32 protein-coding genes are annotated in these 20,161 nt (G+C 48.8%); 14 read left to right on the forward strand and 18 right to left on the reverse strand.

What is annotated here, in order from left to right; translation table 11 throughout:
- Positions 1-7: 7 nt before the first annotated feature.
- Positions 8-754, reverse strand: coding sequence for an exodeoxyribonuclease III (locus tag FGU46_RS07990; protein WP_286473814.1), 747 nt, complete (start codon positions 752-754; stop codon positions 8-10).
- 426 nt (positions 755-1,180) lie between these two features.
- On the opposite strand from FGU46_RS07990, the gene FGU46_RS07995 reads away from it, so the two are divergent.
- Genes FGU46_RS07995 through FGU46_RS08005 form a run of 3 tightly spaced genes read left to right on the forward strand, consistent with a single transcriptional unit; the run spans position 1,181 to position 1,861 of the window.
- Positions 1,181-1,522, forward strand: a complete 342-nt coding sequence (locus tag FGU46_RS07995; RefSeq protein ID WP_286473817.1) for a hypothetical protein — start codon at positions 1,181-1,183, stop codon at positions 1,520-1,522.
- Between the two features lies 1 nt (position 1,523).
- Entirely contained in the window at positions 1,524-1,700 is a 177-nt protein-coding gene (locus tag FGU46_RS08000; RefSeq protein WP_286473819.1) for a hypothetical protein, read from the forward strand.
- A gap of 23 nt (positions 1,701-1,723) precedes the next feature.
- Positions 1,724-1,861, forward strand: a complete 138-nt coding sequence (locus tag FGU46_RS08005; RefSeq protein WP_286473822.1) for a hypothetical protein — start codon at positions 1,724-1,726, stop codon at positions 1,859-1,861.
- A gap of 101 nt (positions 1,862-1,962) precedes the next feature.
- Here the strand turns inward: FGU46_RS08005 and FGU46_RS08010 are convergent, their stop codons facing one another.
- Positions 1,963-2,145, reverse strand: coding sequence for a hypothetical protein (locus FGU46_RS08010; protein WP_286473825.1), 183 nt, complete (start codon positions 2,143-2,145; stop codon positions 1,963-1,965).
- Positions 2,146-2,157: 12 nt separating this feature from the next.
- Positions 2,158-3,165: a TIGR00341 family protein gene (locus FGU46_RS08015; protein WP_286473827.1), complete on the reverse strand. Its 1,008-nt coding sequence runs from the start codon at positions 3,163-3,165 to the stop codon at positions 2,158-2,160.
- A gap of 118 nt (positions 3,166-3,283) precedes the next feature.
- Here FGU46_RS08015 and FGU46_RS08020 point away from each other — a divergent pair, with 118 nt between their 5' ends.
- The 6 genes from FGU46_RS08020 to FGU46_RS08045 all read left to right on the forward strand — a co-directional run bounded on the left by FGU46_RS08020 (position 3,284) and on the right by FGU46_RS08045 (position 7,430).
- Positions 3,284-3,925, forward strand: a complete 642-nt coding sequence (locus tag FGU46_RS08020; RefSeq protein WP_286473829.1) for an L-threonylcarbamoyladenylate synthase — start codon at positions 3,284-3,286, stop codon at positions 3,923-3,925.
- Between the two features lies 1 nt (position 3,926).
- The gene (locus FGU46_RS08025; protein WP_286473831.1) at positions 3,927-4,328 is read left to right on the forward strand and encodes a RidA family protein; all 402 of its coding nucleotides are present in this window, start codon (positions 3,927-3,929) and stop codon (positions 4,326-4,328) included.
- A gap of 52 nt (positions 4,329-4,380) precedes the next feature.
- Complete coding sequence (radB, locus tag FGU46_RS08030; RefSeq protein ID WP_286473835.1) at positions 4,381-5,076, forward strand: DNA repair and recombination protein RadB; 696 nt, start codon at positions 4,381-4,383, stop codon at positions 5,074-5,076.
- Between the two features lie 119 nt (positions 5,077-5,195).
- Positions 5,196-6,356 (forward strand): pyridoxal phosphate-dependent aminotransferase, encoded by a 1,161-nt coding sequence (locus tag FGU46_RS08035; RefSeq protein ID WP_286473838.1) that lies wholly within the window; start codon positions 5,196-5,198, stop codon positions 6,354-6,356.
- A gap of 66 nt (positions 6,357-6,422) precedes the next feature.
- Positions 6,423-6,917 carry a hypothetical protein gene (locus tag FGU46_RS08040; protein ID WP_286473840.1) on the forward strand — a complete coding sequence of 165 codons (495 nt, stop codon included), beginning with the start codon at positions 6,423-6,425 and terminating at the stop codon, positions 6,915-6,917.
- Between the two features lie 99 nt (positions 6,918-7,016).
- Positions 7,017-7,430, forward strand: coding sequence for a HEAT repeat domain-containing protein (locus FGU46_RS08045; RefSeq protein ID WP_286473843.1), 414 nt, complete (start codon positions 7,017-7,019; stop codon positions 7,428-7,430).
- A gap of 46 nt (positions 7,431-7,476) precedes the next feature.
- On the opposite strand, the gene FGU46_RS10895 is transcribed toward FGU46_RS08045, so the two are convergent.
- From FGU46_RS10895 to FGU46_RS08070, 5 genes are all read right to left on the reverse strand, one after another.
- Positions 7,477-7,860 carry a GNAT family N-acetyltransferase gene (locus FGU46_RS10895; protein ID WP_353619901.1) on the reverse strand — a complete coding sequence of 128 codons (384 nt, stop codon included), beginning with the start codon at positions 7,858-7,860 and terminating at the stop codon, positions 7,477-7,479.
- Entirely contained in the window at positions 7,842-7,985 is a 144-nt protein-coding gene (locus tag FGU46_RS08055; RefSeq protein WP_286473846.1) for a hypothetical protein, read from the reverse strand. Before FGU46_RS08055 ends, FGU46_RS10895 begins: the two co-directional genes overlap by 19 nt.
- A gap of 94 nt (positions 7,986-8,079) precedes the next feature.
- Entirely contained in the window at positions 8,080-9,855 is a 1,776-nt protein-coding gene (locus FGU46_RS08060; protein WP_286478404.1) for a ribosome biogenesis/translation initiation ATPase RLI, read from the reverse strand.
- 167 nt (positions 9,856-10,022) lie between these two features.
- Positions 10,023-10,319, reverse strand: coding sequence for a hypothetical protein (locus FGU46_RS08065; RefSeq protein ID WP_286473848.1), 297 nt, complete (start codon positions 10,317-10,319; stop codon positions 10,023-10,025).
- A 72-nt stretch (positions 10,320-10,391) separates the two neighbouring features.
- Positions 10,392-10,601, reverse strand: coding sequence for a histone family protein (locus FGU46_RS08070; RefSeq protein ID WP_286473852.1), 210 nt, complete (start codon positions 10,599-10,601; stop codon positions 10,392-10,394).
- A gap of 271 nt (positions 10,602-10,872) precedes the next feature.
- Between FGU46_RS08070 and FGU46_RS08075 the strand changes: the two genes are divergently transcribed.
- From FGU46_RS08075 to FGU46_RS08085, 3 genes are read left to right on the forward strand one after another with little or no spacing between them, the layout of a single operon-like run.
- Entirely contained in the window at positions 10,873-11,331 is a 459-nt protein-coding gene (locus FGU46_RS08075; protein ID WP_286473854.1) for a YbhB/YbcL family Raf kinase inhibitor-like protein, read from the forward strand.
- A gap of 41 nt (positions 11,332-11,372) precedes the next feature.
- Positions 11,373-13,043: a glycosyltransferase family 39 protein gene (locus FGU46_RS08080; RefSeq protein WP_286473856.1), complete on the forward strand. Its 1,671-nt coding sequence runs from the start codon at positions 11,373-11,375 to the stop codon at positions 13,041-13,043.
- 34 nt (positions 13,044-13,077) lie between these two features.
- Positions 13,078-14,091: an ATPase gene (locus tag FGU46_RS08085; protein WP_286473859.1), complete on the forward strand. Its 1,014-nt coding sequence runs from the start codon at positions 13,078-13,080 to the stop codon at positions 14,089-14,091.
- On the opposite strand, the gene FGU46_RS08090 is transcribed toward FGU46_RS08085, so the two are convergent.
- A complete protein-coding gene (locus tag FGU46_RS08090) occupies positions 14,084-14,224 on the reverse strand; it encodes a DUF3096 domain-containing protein (RefSeq protein WP_286473862.1) in 141 nt (46 codons plus the stop codon). The two genes, FGU46_RS08085 and FGU46_RS08090, sit on opposite strands and share 8 nt — an antisense overlap.
- Before the next feature lie 88 nt (positions 14,225-14,312).
- Here FGU46_RS08090 and FGU46_RS08095 point away from each other — a divergent pair, with 88 nt between their 5' ends.
- Together FGU46_RS08095 and FGU46_RS08100 are read left to right on the forward strand one after the other, a co-directional pair.
- Entirely contained in the window at positions 14,313-14,531 is a 219-nt protein-coding gene (locus FGU46_RS08095) for an eL43 family ribosomal protein (RefSeq protein WP_286473864.1), read from the forward strand.
- On the forward strand, positions 14,525-14,719 hold the full coding sequence (locus tag FGU46_RS08100; RefSeq protein ID WP_286473866.1) for a hypothetical protein: 195 nt from the start codon (positions 14,525-14,527) through the stop codon (positions 14,717-14,719). The genes FGU46_RS08095 and FGU46_RS08100 overlap by 7 nt, the downstream gene beginning before the upstream one ends.
- A gap of 50 nt (positions 14,720-14,769) precedes the next feature.
- On the opposite strand, the gene argH is transcribed toward FGU46_RS08100, so the two are convergent.
- The 9 genes from argH to FGU46_RS08145 are packed head-to-tail and all read right to left on the reverse strand — an operon-like array spanning position 14,770 to position 20,161.
- Entirely contained in the window at positions 14,770-16,170 is a 1,401-nt protein-coding gene (argH, locus tag FGU46_RS08105; protein WP_286473868.1) for an argininosuccinate lyase, read from the reverse strand.
- 12 nt (positions 16,171-16,182) lie between these two features.
- Entirely contained in the window at positions 16,183-16,344 is a 162-nt protein-coding gene (locus tag FGU46_RS08110; protein WP_286473873.1) for a 30S ribosomal protein S27ae, read from the reverse strand.
- Positions 16,345-16,364: 20 nt separating this feature from the next.
- Entirely contained in the window at positions 16,365-16,670 is a 306-nt protein-coding gene (locus tag FGU46_RS08115; RefSeq protein ID WP_286473877.1) for a 30S ribosomal protein S24e, read from the reverse strand.
- A gap of 1 nt (position 16,671) precedes the next feature.
- Positions 16,672-17,178 carry a GTP-dependent dephospho-CoA kinase family protein gene (locus FGU46_RS08120; RefSeq protein WP_286473880.1) on the reverse strand — a complete coding sequence of 169 codons (507 nt, stop codon included), beginning with the start codon at positions 17,176-17,178 and terminating at the stop codon, positions 16,672-16,674.
- Positions 17,178-17,360 carry a transcription elongation factor subunit Spt4 gene (spt4, locus tag FGU46_RS08125; protein ID WP_286473883.1) on the reverse strand — a complete coding sequence of 61 codons (183 nt, stop codon included), beginning with the start codon at positions 17,358-17,360 and terminating at the stop codon, positions 17,178-17,180. Before spt4 ends, FGU46_RS08120 begins: the two co-directional genes overlap by 1 nt.
- Complete coding sequence (gene rpoE / locus FGU46_RS08130) at positions 17,361-17,927, reverse strand: DNA-directed RNA polymerase (protein ID WP_286473887.1); 567 nt, start codon at positions 17,925-17,927, stop codon at positions 17,361-17,363.
- A gap of 48 nt (positions 17,928-17,975) precedes the next feature.
- Positions 17,976-18,497: an inorganic diphosphatase gene (locus FGU46_RS08135; protein ID WP_286473890.1), complete on the reverse strand. Its 522-nt coding sequence runs from the start codon at positions 18,495-18,497 to the stop codon at positions 17,976-17,978.
- A 47-nt stretch (positions 18,498-18,544) separates the two neighbouring features.
- Entirely contained in the window at positions 18,545-18,907 is a 363-nt protein-coding gene (locus FGU46_RS08140) for a type II toxin-antitoxin system VapC family toxin (protein ID WP_286473892.1), read from the reverse strand.
- A gap of 27 nt (positions 18,908-18,934) precedes the next feature.
- A complete protein-coding gene (locus tag FGU46_RS08145) occupies positions 18,935-20,161 on the reverse strand; it encodes a translation initiation factor IF-2 subunit gamma (RefSeq protein WP_286473894.1) in 1,227 nt (408 codons plus the stop codon).

Consider the following 20,161-nt stretch of genomic DNA (forward strand, 5'->3'; position numbering starts at 1 on the left):
TGTCCTTTTAGAGTTCTATTTCCACACCTATGGGGCAGTGATCCGAGCCAGCACATTCTAAAGAACCCTTAATATCGTCTCGGATATATGCATCAGCAACTTTTAAACCTTCACTGGCGAAGAAGTAGTCAATTCTCCATCCTCTTCTTCCTTCTCTGGATTTAAAACCATTTCCCCACCAGGAGTATTGTCCAGACTCCAGATTGTTGATTCTGAAGGTATCCCGATATCCATAGCTTACCAATTCGTCGATAAAATCCCTTTGTTCTCTTTTAAAGCCCATTTCACCTTTCTGGGGATTTTCTAAATCCTTCTCGTGGTGTGCTATGTTTAAATCTCCACAAATTAAGACCTCTTGTTTGAGATCCTTAACATAATCCAAAAAATCACGGTAAAACTGGTAATGATTACAATCAGGAGCTCCTTCATGGGGGAAATACACATTTAACAGGGTAAAACCTTCATAATCGGCCTTCATGATCCTGCCAAATCTATCATAGTTGCCATTAAAACTATTTTCAATATTTAAAGGCATAAATCTGGTGAATATTCCCACTCCAGCGTATCCTGGACTTTTTTCAGAAAACGAATGATATTGATAGTAACCATTAAGATCTTGTGATGATGGGGGACGCTTATGGGGCGTTAATTTGGTTTCCTGGAGGCAGAGAATATCAAAGTTTTCATTATAAAACCAGTCTAACTGCCCGTTCTTCTCCCTCTTAGTTAAGCTGTTGACGTTCCAGGATAACAATTTATTTTGGTCATTTTTGAACCCTTTTTCTCAGTTTACTCAATACTGATCCAATATTGATCTATTATAAAAGTATGATCCTTCAGGATAAAAACGAATACTTTATTACTAATAAAGACATTCCTATTAATGTGTCTTGTTGGTACTGGTTTACCAATTGGAAAAAATTAACACCAAGCATTTCTAATTAAAACCACCACAGCCAACAAAGACACACTCATTGTTATTTTTGTACTGTCTTAGCTCCTTTTTCAAAATAAAATCTCTTTCCTACTCTCTTTTATAACCAAGACTTCTTTTTGGATTACTCATTTTCTCATACTCCACCTTCATCTGGTAATAATTTTTTACTTCTCACACGCTCTACCACAAGGGGTGAATGGGTGCACCCCTATAGGATCAACTCCAAGAAGGTTGGTGAACGTGATGAGAATGAGTGTGATAATAAACAAGGAGGACCGGACCCAGTACTACCGTACTGGTGTCTTTCGTAGGCATGAGGATCTGGTGGTGTTTCCCTTCTGGGAGTTCGAGGCCTTTTACCAGGACCTGAAACACCTGCGCCAGCTGGTGAGTAACGTCTTGGAGTATGGGCAGAGTGGACAGCGAGGCTACACCCCGGAGGATGGCATCGTATACGCCCAGAACTACTTGGAGCGGATGGAGGAACTACTAGACGGCCTGAACCGGTACCAGGTGCAGACCGAGATTGAGAGCTTCCCCGAGATAAGAAAGAAGGAGACTCCCCAGTGTCTCCTGGGACTCTAACATGATGGTCTTAACTGCCCGGGTCAGTGACGGATTCCCCGAGGGCCATCCTTTCCAGAGGGACCAGGAAGTTAAGGTAATAACTGCTAAGGACTTTGAAAAACTTCAGAAAAGCATAAAGGAACTTATACGGGATAAAAAACTTTTAGAAAGAAAGCTGGAAGCTCTGAAATACTAAAATTTGAATAAGTAATATTATATATGGTAATATTATCGATAAACCTCAAATTAGCCATTAACGTGCTTATTCATAATAAGAAACAGGTTCAATCGATGGACACCTTCACTTCCAACGATATTGGCATACCCAGTATTGAAACTGAACTAGTCACGGCATAAACTTCTTTTAGTCTATAAAAAAATCTTGAAAGTGTTTTTATCTACAAGACTAGAGCCCAAACTTGGTTTGGGTGCATAGGGATAGATCAAACCAGTTTTTATCATACTTGGTTAGGGCTCAAACCCATTAAACTGTCCACAAAACTAATAACCAGGTCCATAGTCTTCTCGATAATGGAGGCATCCACCCAGGATATGAGGATCACAATCACCAGTATCACTCCGCCAGTGATGAGGGTAACTGCAATCAGGGGGCCAAGCCAGACCAGGACATCATCCAACATATCTTTCTCACCTCAGGGGATTAGGCCAGGAAATTGCATCATGTAGAAGGACCACAGGATGCTCTGGAAGATATCGGCGACAAACAGGAGAATTAGGATGACAAAGAAGATTATTATCCCGATTTTGGCCATTTTTCTGGCTGATTTAACCTTTTCCTCCTCCAGGGGCTGGATCTTCTCGGCGTAGAAGGTTAAAAGAGCGGCCAGGTAGATGGATACCAGGTTCACCAGGAAGATCAGGAGGGCGCCCCAGGCCAGGAGGTACTCACCGGTGGCTAAAAGTAAGCCGAAGGTGACCAGGGGTGGCATCAACGAAATTCCGATCATCACCCCCACCAGGGTGCTGGACAGCTGGGTGGTCAGGGCCAGGGCTCCGGCAAAGCCCGAGGCCAGGGCCAGGATGAAACCTCCCTGCCCTACGTTGGTGCGGGTTATTATGGCCGGTACAGTGGGATCTACCTCCATAAATATGCCCATAATCACCGAGATGAGGAAGGAGATCACTATCCCCACCGCACTAGTCTTCAGGGCCATGAAAACTAATCTTTTATCCCCCATGGTCAGTCCGAAGGACAGGCCGATCCCCGGCCCCATCAGGGGGGCGATGATCATGGCGGCGATGATCACCGCCACGTTGTTGTTGATAACCCCCACTGTGGCTATTAAACTGGAGAGTACCACCATCAAAAGGTAGATGGTGTTGAGACTGGCCATATCCTCCACTTGTACGTAAATCTCCTCCCGGGTGATCATCTCCTGTTTCAGATCAAAACTCTTCTTCTTGTCATCTTCCTCGGGATAGGGCAGATAGGCCTCTATGGAGGTCATGATAATCCGGAAACCATCCTGGGATGAGAAGTTCTGGTGCAGGGATTCTAGGATCTGGTCGCTTCGCTCCTTCCGGATAACGATTTTAAAACGAACTTTTTCTCGGGGTAGGGTGGAGTAATCGTAATCCACCACCTTCAGATCCTCCAAAATCTTAACCGCCTCTTCAGTCTTTCCTGCAGGAATGAGCATCTCTATGGCGCGTAAAATGGCAAAACCCCCGGGTATGGATTTGGAAAGTATATCCCTGGACTTAATATATCGTTAACCATAAATATTCTATTTGATTTTTCAAAATAATGGGAAAACTATGAAATGCATTAAAATAAACCCCACCCACCCGGAAGCGGAGAAGATACAAATGGCCCGGAACATCCTCCGGAGGGGAGGGGTGGTGGTCTACCCCACCGACACCCTGTACGGCCTGGGGGCCAATATCTTCCGGGAAGAAGCGGTGAAACGGGTGTACAGGATCAAAAGAAGGTCCCAGGATAAACCCCTGTCCATCTGCCTGGGCCGGGTGGAGGACCTAGAAAGGGTGGCCTACTTGGAAGGTGATGCTCTTAAGTTAGCCAAAAATCTCCTCCCCGGCCCCTACACCCTTATCCTGAAAAAGAAAGATCATATCCCGGACTCACTAAGTGCGGGGTCGGATAAGATCGGAGTCCGCATCCCGGACAGCCCGGTCTGCCGGGAGTTAGCCCTAGAGTTTCCCATCACCACCACCAGCGCCAACCTCTCCGGTGAGGAGCCCCCCATCCGGGTGGATCAACTAGTAGAACTCTTCCAGGAGGAGGTGGACCTCTACCTGGACGGGGGGGATGGTAACCGGTCCCCCTCCACAGTTATCGATCTAAGCTCCTGGCCCCTGGAGATACTCCGTGCCGGCGCAGGAGTAGAGGATCTTCAATCTCTAGAAGTACCAGAGTTGGGAATGAAAAGGAGATTTTAACATGGTGAAAATAGATTACATCAACCCCCATAACATGGCCCGACCCCGCGGGTATTCCCATGCCATATCCGTCACTGGAAGTCACCGCACCATCTATATCGGTGGACAAAACGCAATTGATGAAAAAGGAAACCTAATAGGCAAGGATAGTCTTAAAAAACAGACAAAGCAGGTTTTAACCAACATCCTGAAAGTTTTAGAAAAATCGGATGCCAAACTGGAGAATGTGGTTAAATTCAACATTTACCTGGTTCAGGGACAAAACCCCCAGGATGGATTCGAGGTTTTCCAGCAAATATGGGGAGATAATCAAGTCTATCCCACCATAACTGTTTTATTTGTAGCGGGACTGGGCCATCCTGATTGGTTGGTTGAAATAGATGCCGTGGCCATAGTTCCATAGATTAGGGTTAAATAATAAATAATCCCGTACCATATAATACTGAGGTATCATATTGAAGGACCTATCCCACATCTCTGCCAACGACAAGATCTCCACCGCATCCCCCCTGGACAGACTACTAGGGGGTGGGGTGGAGAAGGGTTGCATCACCCAGTTCTACGGACCCCCCGGCTCAGGAAAAACAAATATAGTCCTTAATCTAGCCGTACAATGTGCCCGGAATGGTAAAAGAAGCATCTTCGTGGACACCGAGGGGGGACTGTCCATTGAACGGGTGAAGCAGATCTCCGGCCCGGACTTCCAGGAGGTGGCCAGCCGGATCCTGGTCTTCGAACCTTCTACCTTCTCCGAGCAGGACCAGGTCCTGAAAAGGATCGAGGAAATGTTCCAGTCCGGTGAGAAGGCTGACTTGTTAGTCCTGGATTCGGCGGTGGCCCTGTACCGGGTTAAGGAGGGGGATTCCTTCAGTCTTAACCAGGAACTGGGTAAGCAGATGGGCCTGCTTTTGAGGATCGCCCGGCGCTTTAATGTGGCGGTGGTCATCACCAACCATGTCTACTCTCGCTTCGATGGGGATGGAATGGTGGAACCAGTGGGAGGTACCATTCTCAAGTATCGCAGCAAGATCATGGTAGAATTGGCCCGGGGAGACCTTAACGGGGAACGTTTTGCTGTTTTAAAAAGGCACCGCAGTCGGCCGGAGGGCCTGCAGACCCGTTTCCGGATCGTGGACTCCGGGTTACAATAGATAATTTTAAATGATTGTCCACTAGAAATAAGATAAAATTCTAACTAACCTCACTAAGGGAGGTTTAATGAGGGATAACTCTATTTTTTCCCGGATCAAAATCTAATGTATGTGAGATCATGATTTCACCAAAAAAATATGCTAAATCTGCCAAGGCACTGCCAAAGGGATTTCATTCTGCCAACGAGTTTTTCAATTACGTTTACAATGACCAGGACATGATCTGGATGGGTCAGAACACCAACCATCTCCATGAGGAAGATGGCATCATGGAGGCCATGTTGGGAAGTATCAAGAAGAAGGATTACTGTAAATATCCCCCACCAGAGGGATTCCCGGAATTGAAGGACCTGGTACAAGAGGATCTGGGACTTACCCATGGCTTTGACATACTCATCACTGCCGGGGGGACTGAATCCCTGTACCTATGCACCAACAACATCCTGGAACCCGAGAACAACACCATCACCTGTGACCCGGGATATCTTATCATCGATAACTTCGCCAGTCGCTTCGGGGACCATGTGAAGTCCATCCCCATCTACAACCCGGAGTGCCACTACAAGCTCACTCCCCAGCTGGTAAGGGAGAACATGGACCAAGATACCAAGTTGGTATCCCTGGTGGATCCTTTGAATCCCTTAGGATCATCCTACACCAAGGAGGAGTTAAAGGACTTCGCGGATCTGGCCGAGGATCATGATATCTACCTGTTACATGACATCACCTATCGTGATTTTGCAAGGAATCATCATCTCATGGCCAACTACGCCCCGGAACATACCATCACCGTGTACAGCTTTTCCAAGATCTACGGCATGGCTGGTCTGCGGGTGGGTGCAGTCCTTGGCACCCCAGAGATGATCGACTCCCTGCGCACCATCGTCATCAACGATCTGGGTACCAACGTGGTGGCCCAGAAGGGCGCCATAGCTGCGGTTAACTCTAAATATGAATGGCTGGACCGGATTAAGGACACCACCCGCTCCAACCAGGACATCATTAAAGAAGCGGTGGACCTGGTGGATGGTTGTTTCATACCAGTCTACCCCTCCGATGGGAATATGCTGGTCATCGACATGTATGAAGCCGGGGTTAAACCCCATGATCTGGTGGATTACCTCTTAGAAAAGAAAATATTCGCCAGGGAAGGTTCCTACACCAGTAAACTCTTTGGACACCGTTACCTACGGGTGAGCTTTTCCATACCCAAACACGAGGTGGAATACTTCGCGGACTGCTTCCTGGAAGGGATGGATGAGTTAACCGGGAATGAATAAATTTCCCACTATTTTTTTGGGGATTCTGAACTATTCAGTATGTAAAGGTAGTAGCGGGTTCAAGTGATGAAATTTAATTTTTTAGCTATTCTTCTGGGCTTCGGTCTCTTAATGGCTGTTCTTTTTGGAATCGGACTTATTCTATCCCAGGAAGACACAACATCGTCATCGGTATGTCAGGACACGGCAGGATATAAAACCTTCAACAATTCCCACCTATCATTCCAGTACCCGCCCAACTTAACTGTTACCGAGCTCGATAATTCATATAGTGTACAAATAAACACTGCTAATCCAGTGGATCCACAGAATTATGGTATTTTCATCCAGGTTATGGATAAATCCGAATATATCAAAGCTAAAGATGAAGCTGAGTCCAAATGGCAACTAGAATATGAGTTAGAAAATTCGGGAGGGGTGTCCTATTATCAATACATCCATACCAATGGAAATATAACTCTCTATACTTACCTCTTCTATAAAAATGGGAATTACTATGATATGTATGGCAATGTAGAAGATGATCACCTCATGGTTCAGTTACTGGACTCCCTACAATGAAAAAAACCCTGTTTTCGCTCATGGCCGGAAAAATATTAAATACTAAGATGTAAATGTGGATTATCATCAACTTTTGCCATGTTTAGGGGGCATAACCAAGTGAAAAGTCGTTCTGAACAGAAACTGGAGCAATTAATTAAAGCATTAGAAAGGGATCCTGAAGATATTCTTACTATTCTTAATCTAGGAGAAATTGGTGATCCCCAGGCCACAGACCCCCTGATGAAGATATTACAGGGCAATTACCGAGATGATACACGTGAATTTGCCGCCTATGCCCTGGGAAATATTGGAGATCCAGGGGCAAACGGACCATTAGGAGCAGTAGCATTAGACAAAAACGAACAATACCTCCTACGTGAAACAGCGGTCAGTGCACTGGGAAAGATAGGTGACTCCCAGGCCATAAAATTACTTATAAAAATATACGAAGAAAATGAGTTTGATAAATTAGGTGATTCCGCAGCTGGTGTTTTAAGAGAACTAGGTATTCACAGTTACTATGGGCTTTAGACTAATAGATTGTTATAAAATTACCTTTTACATGAATGGGCCTTATTTATAAATTTATCTCCCATCGTTCCTCTAAAATGGTTGTTCCCCACTCATTATTTTCTTGAGTCTCTGTAATCTTAAACCCTTTACTTTTATACAAATGTCTTGCAGCTTCCAGGGTACTAAACGTCCACAAAAATATCCGCTTATACCCTTTTTCTTTACAAAAATCAATGGCCATATCAAGAAGTTTATGCCCGGCACCTACTCCTCTCAGTTCCGAGTTCAAAAAAAAGAATCTGAATTTAGCTGTCACTTCATCTACGTGCTTAACAGCAGCACATCCTGATGGAACTCCATCATATTCAAGAATATAGATACCATCTTTTTCCTCATCAAATTGATTTACAAGATCCTGTACTCCACCCTTTAAATACTCTTTCCAGATGTGGGAGGTAAAGCCATACCCCTTTCATATAATTCAAGTTGACCAGCTATTATGAAATTCACATCTTCTAAACCAAAGGGCCTGATTATGATGCCTTTACTTAACATTTCAACCTTTCTACCCATCCCATCAACATCTCATTAATTTCAAGGAAGTTACATTTAAACTCCCGGGGTGGTGCACCGATGTATTTGGAATAGTTTAGGTATGGTTTTTCCATCAACTCTTCAGATAGTAGTACTCTCCCTTCTCCTTCTGCTCCCGGTCCAGGTAGCTATCCTGCTTGTTCACCCTGGGACGTTTGGTCTCCTTATCCCGGCGGAAGGTAATTCCCACCTCGGAGAGGAAGCGGTTCATGGCCGAGCGCAGGTCCATGGGGGTGGAGGCATAACCCTCTACTCCGGGCTCCCCGGAGAAGACCATGGCCCGCTGGCTGATGTAGTCGATGAACACGATATCGTGGTCCACGATGATGGCCGCGGCATTCTTACTCTCCGTAACCCGGCGGATGGCCTTGGCGGCCCGGATACGCTGCTCCACATCCAGGTGGGCTGTGGGCTCGTCGAAGAGGTACACATCTGCCTCCTGGGATAGGGAAATGGCCAGGGACAGTCGCTGCAGCTCACCTCCACTCAGTTCATCCATCTTCTTCTCCAGAAGATCCTCCAGGAGGAAGGGCTTCATGATCTCGGTGCGGAAGATGTTGCTGCCGAAGCTGGGTACCGTGGTGTAGAGAAACTCCTTAACCGTACCACTGTAGTCGGAGACCAGGTACTGGGGCTTGTAGGATATCTTCACGTTCTTTCTAATCTTACCCGTATCGGGCTTCACCACCCCGGCCAGCATCTTGGCGAAGGTGGTCTTCCCGATACCGTTGGGCCCGAAGGCGGTGATGATCTCATCGTGCTGCACCTCTCCCTCCTCCACCTCCAGGGAGAACCCTTTATAGGACTTTTTCAGACTGGTGTAGGAGGCCAGGACCTCGGCCTGAACCCCCACACTGGGGGGCCGTACCTGGAATTCCAGGGGCTGCTTACGGAAGCGCACATTCTCCTCCTTGAGGAATCCATTGATGTAGGCGTTGATACCCACCCGCACACCCCGCAGATGGGAGACCACCCCGTAGGCTCCAGGCTGACCATAGAGCAGATGCACGTAGTCGGACAGGGCGTCCAGGGCAGCCAGGTCGTGTTCGATGACCAGCACCGACTTACCATCCTCGGCCAGCTGCCGCACCACCTGCACCGCGTTGAGACGTTGCCGAACGTCCAGCCAGCTGGTGGGTTCGTCGAAGTAGTAAAAATCAGCATCCCTTAGCACCGCCGCGGCGATGGCCACCCGTTGCAGTTCTCCCCCACTGAGGTTGGCTATCTCCCGGTTCATCACCGTGTCCAGTTGCAGGGCCTCCACTACCTCCTCCAGGCGACGTCGCTGGTTCACACTCTCCAGGAGTTCATGCACCAGTCCCTCCACGAAGCGGGGGAGCATGTCCACCATCTGGGGCTTGTGCACCACATCGATCTTATTCTGGGACAGTTTCTGGAAGTAGTTCTGCATCTGACTGCCCTTGAAGAACTTTATAATATCATCCCAGGAACTTTCCTCCTGGTAGTTGCCCAGGTTGGGCTTCAGCTCCCCGGAGAGGATGCGTAGTATGGTGGACTTACCGATACCATTGGGGCCCAGCATACCCACCACCGATCCCTCCTTCACCTGGGGCAGGCCGAAAAGTTCGAATTGGTTGGCCCCGTAACGGTGGATAGGCTCATCCAGGGCCTCCGGAAGGTTGATGATACTCACCGCGCCGAAGGGGCAGCGGTTGGTGCAGATACCACAACCCGAACAGAGTTCCTCGGATATTAATGGTTTTTTGGTCTTCTGGTCAATGGTGATGGTGTCTTCTTCCATGCGCACCCCGGGACAGTACTCCATACAGGTATAGTGGCACTTCTTGGGCTGGCAGCGATCATGGTCTAGTATGGCTATGCGGGTCATGAATTTCAAAACCTTAAACTTCTCTTGGGAGTGTTTGGCCCCCTTAAATAGGAGAATTAGGAGAATATTAATTCCCCTAGAGTAATTGGAAATGTAGATTAAGATTGTAACTTACATCTAATATTAGTTGGGGAGTTAAAATCTAAAACTCGCAGTATATGATCAACCTAAAATTCTTTTCCTGACTTTTTAACTGTCTCTTTAGACTTCAATCTGTGTTCTAAATCATCCACCCGGGTTTGGCACTTCTGGAGTTCCCTTCTGAGTAGGAAGATTCTGATCCAGAAATAGATGACCAGTATGGTCGCGATAAATAGGAGTACCAGTAGGAAACCCACCGTTACTCCGGCGGCCATTCCCTGCCAGATGATGGTGAGACCGTAGGCCAGGTAGATCACGACGGCAACTCCGGCCACCATAAGGGCGGCTATCACCACCAACTTAAGCTTATCCCTGGACTCCATAAGATCCACCCCCTAACCGGGGATTAATAACGGTTAAAAAATAATAAAAACTAAAATAAAAAAAGAAAAAAGTTACATCAAGACTTTGAGAGCCATTTCAATGTCTGATGCTTTCACTGTCTTTCTGCCTGCGTGTTTAGCCAGTTTAACGGCTTCAAAAGCAATATCTTCGCCAAGAGATTCCAATACTTTGGTTAATTCGTCTCGGGCTTCGTCACTGACTCTCTGTGCGCCAGCATTTTTTATTATTCTTCCTACAGGGGCAATTGGTATTTCGGTCATTAAAACCACCTCATTGTTCTATTAGGACCATCTAGTATTTAAGTATGTTGTTTTTTAGGTTATTAATCCGTGGTTAATCCAAACATGTCCATCTTGAAAATCACATTACACCATAGGGGTTGGGGCTTATTTTTTCACTCCAATATGGCCTCTGACTACGTAACTTTATAAAATCCATGCCGAAAGCATCTGACTCTTAACTCTTTATAAGTAACAAAAGCAACATAACATGTAGTAGTCCTACTAACAAAACGAATATAAGGTGATTCAGATGGCTGTAACCATAACAAGCTCTGCATTTTCAGAAGGGGGCCTTATACCACTCCGTTATACCTGTGATGATCTTAATATTTCACCCCCCCTGGAATGGAAATCTCCCCGGGAAGGAGAAAGCTGGGCCATTATCTGTGATGACCCCGACGCCCCTACTGGTATCTGGACCCATTGGATTATTTTCAACCTTCCCCCCCAGACCCCCAGCCTCCCGGAACATATAATGGGAAGGGAAGAACTGGAAAACGGGGCACTGCAGGGTGTTAATAGTTGGGGTGCCATTGGTTACCGGGGTCCCTGCCCTTCTCGTGGAATGCATCGCTACTTTTTCAAAATCTACCTCCTGGACACCATGCTGGACCTGCCGGCCGGTTCCAAACATCAAGAACTACTTAAGGCCATGGATAGACACCTTTTAGACCAGGGACAGCTGGTGGGAATCTACTTCCGGGAATAGAAATTCTTATCTTTAATAACCAAATTTGAGTGTGATGGCTTGTGAACCACAGTTACCAGGAGAATTTAAGGGCCTTATCCGGACAGTACAGTTTCTGGTTGATGCTCCTCACCCTGGCAGTTACCCTCTACGTCTTAAGCGTCCAGGTACGCATCGGGGTCCCCTACTGGGATGTGTTTAACTACCTAAACAACGCCTTATATTTTGCTGGCCTGGAAGGACCCGGAGCCGGGACCATCTCCCTCTCACCCGTCTTACCCTTTTTAACCTCCCTATTCTTCCGGCTGGGACTGCTATCTTCCACGGTGATCATGGCCCTGGACGCTGTGCTATTTGTAGCCGGAGTAATGGGCCTCTTCTACCTCTTCAAAACCCGGTTCAGTGAACTGGTCAGCTTCGCCGGCTGCGTGTTGTACCTGTCCCTGGCGGTGCTTTTACCCTGGACCGCCTCCGGGGGTATTGATGTCCCGGCGGTGTCCATCTCCATCTGGTCGGTGTACTTCCTGGTGAAGGGCAGTGAGGACCGGCCCAGGCTCCTGTACTTGGTGGCCCCTACCCTAGTTCTGGCGGTTTTAACCCGTTACACCGCGGGATTGATGGTGGTACCTCTCCTTCTCTACTTCCTGGTGAAGGACCAGCACCGGCGAAATCTGAAGAGCCTATCCACCGGCCTGCTGGTGACCCTGGTCCTGACCTTCCCCCTGTTATGGTATTTCTACACTCATATGGGCAGTCTGGATGTGATCTGGAACCTCCTGGTATCCACCGCCACCACCTCCCCTGCAGCGGCAGATGATGTGGCCTACAATCCCAACCTGTGGTTTTACCTGCAGAACGTGCCTAACTACATCTCCCTGACACCCTTCCAGGGCACCTACTCCACTCTACTAAACCCCTCCCGGGGTTACCCCTCCCCCCTGGCCTACCTGGCCCTGCTCTTAGGAGGATCCGGCCTCTTCCTGTACTCATACCGTATACTGAAGTCCAGCGTCACCGGATTAACAGTTACCCGTGGACTGGTACTTCGATCCCTCAGCTTTATCCTGCTCCTGGTCGTCCTGGTATTAAGCTTCAAACAAGTCAGCTACCTGATAAGTGTGGTTCTGGTGTTCTTGTTGTGTTACCTGGCCTGCATATCCCTTCAGGCTGAAGAAAGTGAACATCTGGCCCTGGATTTTTTGTTCCTGTCCTGGTTTCTGTCCTACCTCATCTTCCACAGCATTCTGCCCATTAAGGTGGACCGCTACTTCATTACCATGGCCCCGGCCCTGGCCTACTTCCTGATCCTGGGCGTGAGTGAACTTCTAACCACCCTCAGTACCAGGAAACCCGTTTTAAAATCTAAATGGATTTATTTGGCCCTGGTCCTGGTCTTTCTGGGCTCCACCACCATAACCTTCGTCGGGCACACCCCCCAGAAGGTGTTTGTGGTCTACCTGGAGGATGCCAGTGACTGGATAACCCAACAGGACCCCCAGTACCGGGATAAGGTTATCGCCTCGGATTACTCCAGTGCCATGTCCTGGTACCTTAAAAAAGACGTTAAAGGGGCCTTTCCCCGACTTTACAGGACACCGGAGGACTTCGCCGGTTACCTGCAGTCACAGGACGTGGATTACTACGTGGACAGCCTCAGCAATCCCAAACCAGACCTACCCGGATACCAGCGGGTGGCCAGTTTCCAGATGGTGGCCCTCTACCGCAGGATATAATACCGGTTAGAGAATAAATTTAAGGAAAATGAATATGGATCAATACCTAGATAAGGACCGTATAAAACAGCTCATATCCCGCATCCGATATGATATTGGCCATAAGGATGTTGAACCGGATATCAGGGATGTGGTGTGGAATGAGAAGTCCCGGGAACTGGTGATAATAACCAGCGACCGACCGGGCAAATCCACCGTCATAGGGAAGGGTGGCTGGGTGGCTGGACGTCTTAAAGAAGAATTAAAAATCAGTGGAGTCCATGTGGAGGCCTACACCGACCTCATGGTACGCCGGTACCGCATGGAACTGGCCCGGGAACGGCTGAATCAAATCAGATCAACTCTCCACAGCCCGGCCCTCAACAGCCTGGTACATTTGCTGGAGGAACGTATCGAAATGCCCTACGCCCTGGCATCCCTGCTGGAAAACCATGAAGTCCAGGCAGACTCTCCCCCGTCGGTGGTAGCCCTCTCCGGTGGTGTGGATAGTAGCTTCTCCCTGATAATGGCTGATATCCTGGGTTTTCAGCCCCGGGCGGTTACCGTGGACCCCGGGAGCATCATCCTGCCCGGGTACTTTAAAACTAGTGTGGAGCACCTAACCCAGAAGCTCCAGGTGCCACATGAGTATCTGCCACTATCCATGGAGGAAGTGATCCAGGAGTCCCTGCAGGGTCGCTTCCATCCCTGCGGTCGGTGTTCCAAGTTAATCGAAAAAACGGTGTTAAGCTACGCCCAAAAGATGGAAGCCCAGTTTTTATTCTACGGGGACCTGTTATCCACCGGAGCCGACTCCCTCATCTGGGAGGATAATATTCTCCGAATAAATCTTCCCGCCCTCTTATCCGCTACTAAGGGCGAAGTTAAAGGTATAGCCCGCAGTTGGGGGGTGGAGAAGAAGAATGGCTATGGCTGCCCCTTACTCAAAGAAGTGCAAAAGAAACATCCCTCCATGCGCCGTTACTCCATCCAGCGTATTGAAAGGGAAACCCGGGCCGGAGTTCTGGAGCCGGGAGAGGCTCTGGATATGATCATGCGCCTTATTTAATAAGCTCCACTATACCATAGGCCAGGAGGAACACTCCCACCAAGTAACCCACCAGCTGGGGATATATGAAAAGGAGGATCCCGATTATAATGGCGGCGATGCCTATTATCTGACGAATATTTTCTTTCTCCATGCCTATATTTTTGTAAAAAGAGCACTATATAGGTTGTTGAAGAGTATTTATTAAGGCACCATATGATGAAGATAGCTGCACCATATGGATGAAAGTAGTCAAAAAAGTGATAGATTTGAGAAGACATGGTAAATACTGTCCCCGCTGTGGTTCGAATAATATAAAATGGTTGATACCCCAGATGGGATCCATCTGGGACTGTATGGACTGCGGCTATCACGGGGCGGTGATCATCGAGGACGAAGAACTGGCCGTTGAGATCCGGAAAAAATTTCTTGAAAAGGAAGCCGAGGAATCAGCATGGTAAAAAAGCATTCCTGCCCCCAGTGCGGTTCCCGGAACATCAAGTGGATCGATCCTCAGATGTCGCTGTGGCGCTGTTCTAAATGCGGATACCGAGGATCAGTGGTCATCGAAGATGGTGATCTGGAAAAACAGGTCAAACAAGCCAGGAAGATGGATAAACTTCAAAATAAACTCATTAGAGGCCGATAGTCAAAAGAAAGTCAATTAAGCAGATTAAAAAGAAAATAATTCAGATATGGTTACTTATTTTTCATCCAGTTTTTAAGGTTCTGGATACACTCCTGCACCATGATGGGGGCTGGTCCGCCGGGCACTTCACGGCTTCTAACCACTTCCAGGGGGTTCAGTGCCTTCTCTACCAGTTCCTCCCCTATATCTAAGGCCTCACCGATTACTTCCAGGGAGATCTGGTCTAGAAAATGGGAGGTGATCTCATCCGGCCTCAAGCCTTCTTCCAGGGCGGTACTCACCACCCGGCCCACGATCTGGTGGGCCACCCGGAAGGGCAGCTGTTTCTCCCGGACCATGAGGTCAGCCAGTTCCGTGGCAGTGGAGAAGTTGGCAGCGGCTAATTCCGCTCCCCGTTTTTGGTTGAACTTCACCGAGGACAGCATCTCATGCACCAGTTGCAGGGTGTCCCGGGCGGTGTCCGTGGCCTTCCACAGATGGGGAGTTACTTCCTGCAAGTCCCGGTTGTAGCTCTGGGGCAGGGCCTTGGTTACCGAGAGGATGGTGACCAGTTCCCCCTGGATGCTCGTGGCTTTGGCCCGGGCCACCTCCGCCACGTCGGGGTTCTTCTTCTGGGGCATTATGGAGCTGGTGGAGGAATATTCATCCCCAATTTCCAGCAGACCAAACTCGTAGCTGCTCCAGATGATGAGTTCCTCGCAGATGCGGCTGAGGGTGATACCCAGAAGGGCCAGGGCCGCTACGGTTTCGGTGATGAAGTCCCGGCTGCTCACCGCGTCCAGGGAGTTCTCCAGGATCTGGGAGAATCCCAGAAGCTGGGCGGTGCGCTCCCGGTTGATGGGAAAACTAGTGGTGGTCAGGGCTGCCGCGCCCAGGGGGCAAAGATCAACCCTTTTGTAGGCATCCTCCAGTCTTTGGTAATCCCTTTTAAGTGCCTGGGAGTAGGATAAAAGGTGGTGGGCGAAGGTGGTGGGTTGGGCGTGCTGCAAGTGGGTGTAGCCCACCATGAGCGTCTCCAGATTTCCCTGGGCCATCTCCACTATATCCTGAATAAAAGTAACTAGGCCCTCCATTATGACTAGTATCTCTTCTTTGAGGGCTATTCTGAGGTCGGTGGCCACCTGGTCGTTACGGGACTTGGCGGTGTGCATGAAACCCGCTTTTTCTCCAATCCTGCGGGTAACGTAGTTCTCCACTGCCATATGGATATCTTCCACGGAAGGGTCCAGCTCCAGGGCCTCTAGACCATCCTCCTCCAGCGTTTTTAAGGCCTTTATAATGGCCTGGGCATCCTCCGGGGAGATGATACCCTCCTCCTGGAGCATGAGGGTGTGGGCCAGGTTGCACTTTATATCAGCCCCGAAAATCCGATGGTCAAATTCCAGGGACGAAGTGTAACTAGCCGCGTCGCTGGTCATCCTGCCCTTAAACCTTCCGGACCTCAAGTTCAAAACTAATCCAACCTATTTCTTTTCTTTACCTTTCCATTGGGTGTATCCGCATTTACCGCAGGTGTAGCGGTCTCCATGGTCAGCCATGAAGACTCCGTGGGAGCATCGCACACACTCCGGATTTTTACGGACGAGTTTGTTATCTTTAACTTCGTAAAGCTGGTACTTTTTCATGTTAAATCCTCAAGGGTTTTTTATTCTTCTTCACTTTCTTCTGTAGCTTTTTCCTGATTCTTGGCCACTACGTGGTCCCTTTCCACCCGGGAAAGATTGTCAAGAGAGTCGTACAGCTTGGCGTAGCCTTCTGAGCGGCCTTCACCGTAGCTGGGCTTCATCTTATCCACTACCAGAAGATCCTTATCCACATTTAAAACTGCAACCAGTCGGTTTTTAACATCTAAAACTTTTGGAGTAGCTTCTCCTTGATACAGACAGTCAAAACTTATCTCTGTCCGGTTTAGAAGTGGATTTTCAACTTTCTCTTTAATATCAATTTCCATCTTATTCCTCCTCTAACATCTCTTTCATCTTAATTACTTTATCTCGCACACGGTCAACTTCACAGATCACCACACCCTCTCCGGGCTGGCCATAAAATACCAGTGATCCGGGTGGGGCTAGAATTACACCGGGTATAACCGCCAGATCTTCTTCACCTGTAACCAGGATCAGAACGCGGTATCCGGCCTTTATCAACTGAAATCCCTGCTTCACGGTATTCCACAACTCACGGGTCACCGAACCAGCGGGGTTGTCCGCCTTCAGGGTTACATTATCGTAGACTATGTCGTGTTGGGCTGGTTTTCTTTCCACCTGGTTGTCGATGATCCCCAAGTGGGGGATCAGTCCCCGCTCCTGTAGGTTCCGGGTGGTGACATCACCCACCGAAACCAGGAGGGTATCCGGTTTTTGTGAGGCCAGAAAATCCTGGGCATCATCCAGGGATGGATAAAGGGTACCTATAGGTTTTTTAAACTCTGATCTTAAGGCTTTTTTAAGGACTAACACTAACGAACCCTCAGGGCATATTCTCCTGCCTCTTGGATTTTGAGGTCCCGGGATATCTGTGACTTCTCAGGGTCTACTATAATCAGAAAACCACTCCAGTTCTTGGAGGTAACCAGGTTGCATACTTCGCACAGGTCACCCTCCACAATACGGTGACACCTGGTACAGGCTTTGGTAACCATTTAACTCTTCCTCTTCTTTTTAGCTTTATCTTTCTCTTCCTGGATCCATTCCAGTCTACCTAGTCCGGGTTGTCTCATGGTGAGACCGATCTTGGTTTCGGAGGATCTTTCTTTAAGGCTCAAAGCCACGATCCGGGCCCGGACATGGTTTCCTTCCTCCAGGCTTTTCTTGGATTCCTTACCCAGAAGGGCACCTCTCTTGGCATCGTAGTTAATGTAATCGTCGGTGACCTGGGAAACGTGTACCAAGCCATCCATAGGGCCTATACGCACAAAGGCACCGAAGTCGGTGACTTCTATAACCTCTCCCACCACGATCTCGTGGAGTTCCGGTTTGTAGAACAGGGCGGTGAACACCACATCATGGTAGGCGGCTCCGTCTCCCATGATGACCCGGCCCACACCGATGTCCTCGATCTCCTTGACGGTGACCATCAGACCCATTTTCTTGTCAATTTTTCCCATGTAGTTTTCGTTAAGGATCTCGGCGGCCACTTCCCGCAGGGGCTCCTCGAACCGGTGGGGTGGGACCCGCACCGTGTCCTCAATTTTGGATACTAAATACAAACAAATCCCTCTAATAACTTATTATGATTTAATCATGAACATATGGCTTCACATTTTTTTATAAAGCTGGATGGAGTGTTCTATGGCCTTAAGGGCTTCTTCTTTATTTACCCAGCCCAGGACTTCGGTCTCTTTTCCTTCCAGGGTTTTGTAGTCCTGGAAAAACTGTGCTATTTCCTTTAAAAGGTGGGGAGCCACATCATCAAGGTCCTGAACCTCTTGGTAGAGGGGGTCCTGGGTGGGCACCGCCAGGATCTTATCATCCTGGTCACCACCATCGATCATCCTCATCATACCTATGGCCCGGCTCTCAATTATACAACCGGGGAAGGTGGGCTGTTCCATGAGCACCATGATGTCCATGGGGTCTCCGTCATCGTATAGGGTCTGGGGAATTATACCGTACTCCGCCGGGTAATGTACCGGTGAGTAGAGCACCCGATCCAGGGCAAAGGCCTCCATATCCTTATCATATTCGTACTTGTTCCGGGATCCTTTGGGTATTTCAATAACTGCGTATACAACTTCCGGGGCGGATGGTCCGCTTTCCAGGTCCTTCCAGAGATTCATGCATTTTCCTCCAATTATGATGACGTGAATTAATGATATTAACTTTTTTATTCCGGGCTTAAATGCCCATCTATACTCAGATATCTTTTCTGACGAAGATATACCACGGTTATCTTCTTCTTCCTGGCCTTTCGTCGTAACTCCCGGTCGTTGGTGCACAGCACCCGGGATTGTCGCAGGAGTGCATCATCCACCCTTTCGCCCCGGCCCAGCTCCATCTCCCGCACCTCGAAGGGGGGATTCTCGGCTATTTTAATGGCCACTGAGGCTGCTATTCGATTTTTACCCCGGGATTTTCTTTTAATGTTCTTCAATTCCTCCAGCACGTAGGAGGGAACTGTGAGCTTATAGGATGGTAGGATGTTTTCCAGTTCGACCACCACATCCACCGGGAACTGGGTGGTGGTCATAAAAAATTGGCATCCACCAGGGCTTCCCTATTTGATGATACCATAACCAATTAACCTCCACCGGGCACCCACCCTCCGGCTGAGGGCCACTCTCTGACCGGCCTCGGCACAGACTGGTAGTTTGAGTTGGACATCCACCTCATTCTTACGGGCGCTGGTAACCACGCCAATGGTGGTGGTGGTTCCAATATTAATCATCAATGGTTCGGAGGACTTTATGGGCTCCACGGCCTTCTCTTCTTTGGTACCGACCACCCGTTCCAGTAGATGGGTTTTCATGGCGAACTGGTGCAGGATGTCCGGTAAAGATCCGGGTTTGCCGGCTACGGAACCGGAAAGGGAGTCGGCCTTGGTGAGGGAGGGATCCAGGTTGGTTCCCACTCCAATGAGGCCCCCAGGCCCCACTTCCTCCACCTGCTCTCCACCGGCTACCAGTCCGGTGATGGTGGATATAAGACTCATCCATTCCAATCTGCCCTTATTTTTAATCTGAATTCCCGGTTTTATCTCTATCTCATCTCCCAACTTCAACTTCCCCTGGATGAGGGATCCGCCAATCACTCCTCCCTGAATATTTTCAGGGGTGCAGCCAGGTCGGTTTATATCAAAGGACCGGGCCACGTGTATGCGTGGAGCTTTACGGAGGGATCTGCGGGGGGTTCTGATCTGATGCTGTATGGTTTCAATGAGTATGTCAATGTTAGCGCCCTGCTGGGCAGAGACCGGTATGATGGGGGCGTCCTCGGCACAGGTACCCTTCACGAATTCCTTGATCTCCTGGTAACTCTCCAGGGCTCTTTCCCGGGAGATGATGTCGATCTTGTTCTGCACCACGATGACGTCGGTGACCCCAATAACGTCCAGGGCCATGAGATGCTCCTTGGTTTGGGGCTGGGGACAGGGCTCGTTGGCGGCGATGACCAGGATGGCACCGTCCATTATAGCTGCTCCAGAGAGCATGGTGGCCATTAGAGTCTCGTGTCCCGGAGAATCCACGAAGGAAACCTTCCGGATGGTTTGGGTTTCACTGCCACAGTGTTCACAGACCAGGGAGGTGGTGTAACACTGGGGTATGGGGCACTCCATGCACCGGCGGAAGGTGATGTCCGCATAGCCCAGCCGTATAGATATGCCCCTTTTAGTTTCTTCACTATGGGTATCGGTCCATATTCCAGACAGGGCCTTGGTGAGGGTGGTTTTACCATGGTCCACGTGTCCTACCAACCCGATATTAATTTCAGACTGTACTTTCAC

This window comes from Methanobacterium sp. CWC-01 (assembly GCF_030323845.1).
Lineage (GTDB): Archaea > Methanobacteriota > Methanobacteria > Methanobacteriales > Methanobacteriaceae > Methanobacterium > Methanobacterium aridiramus.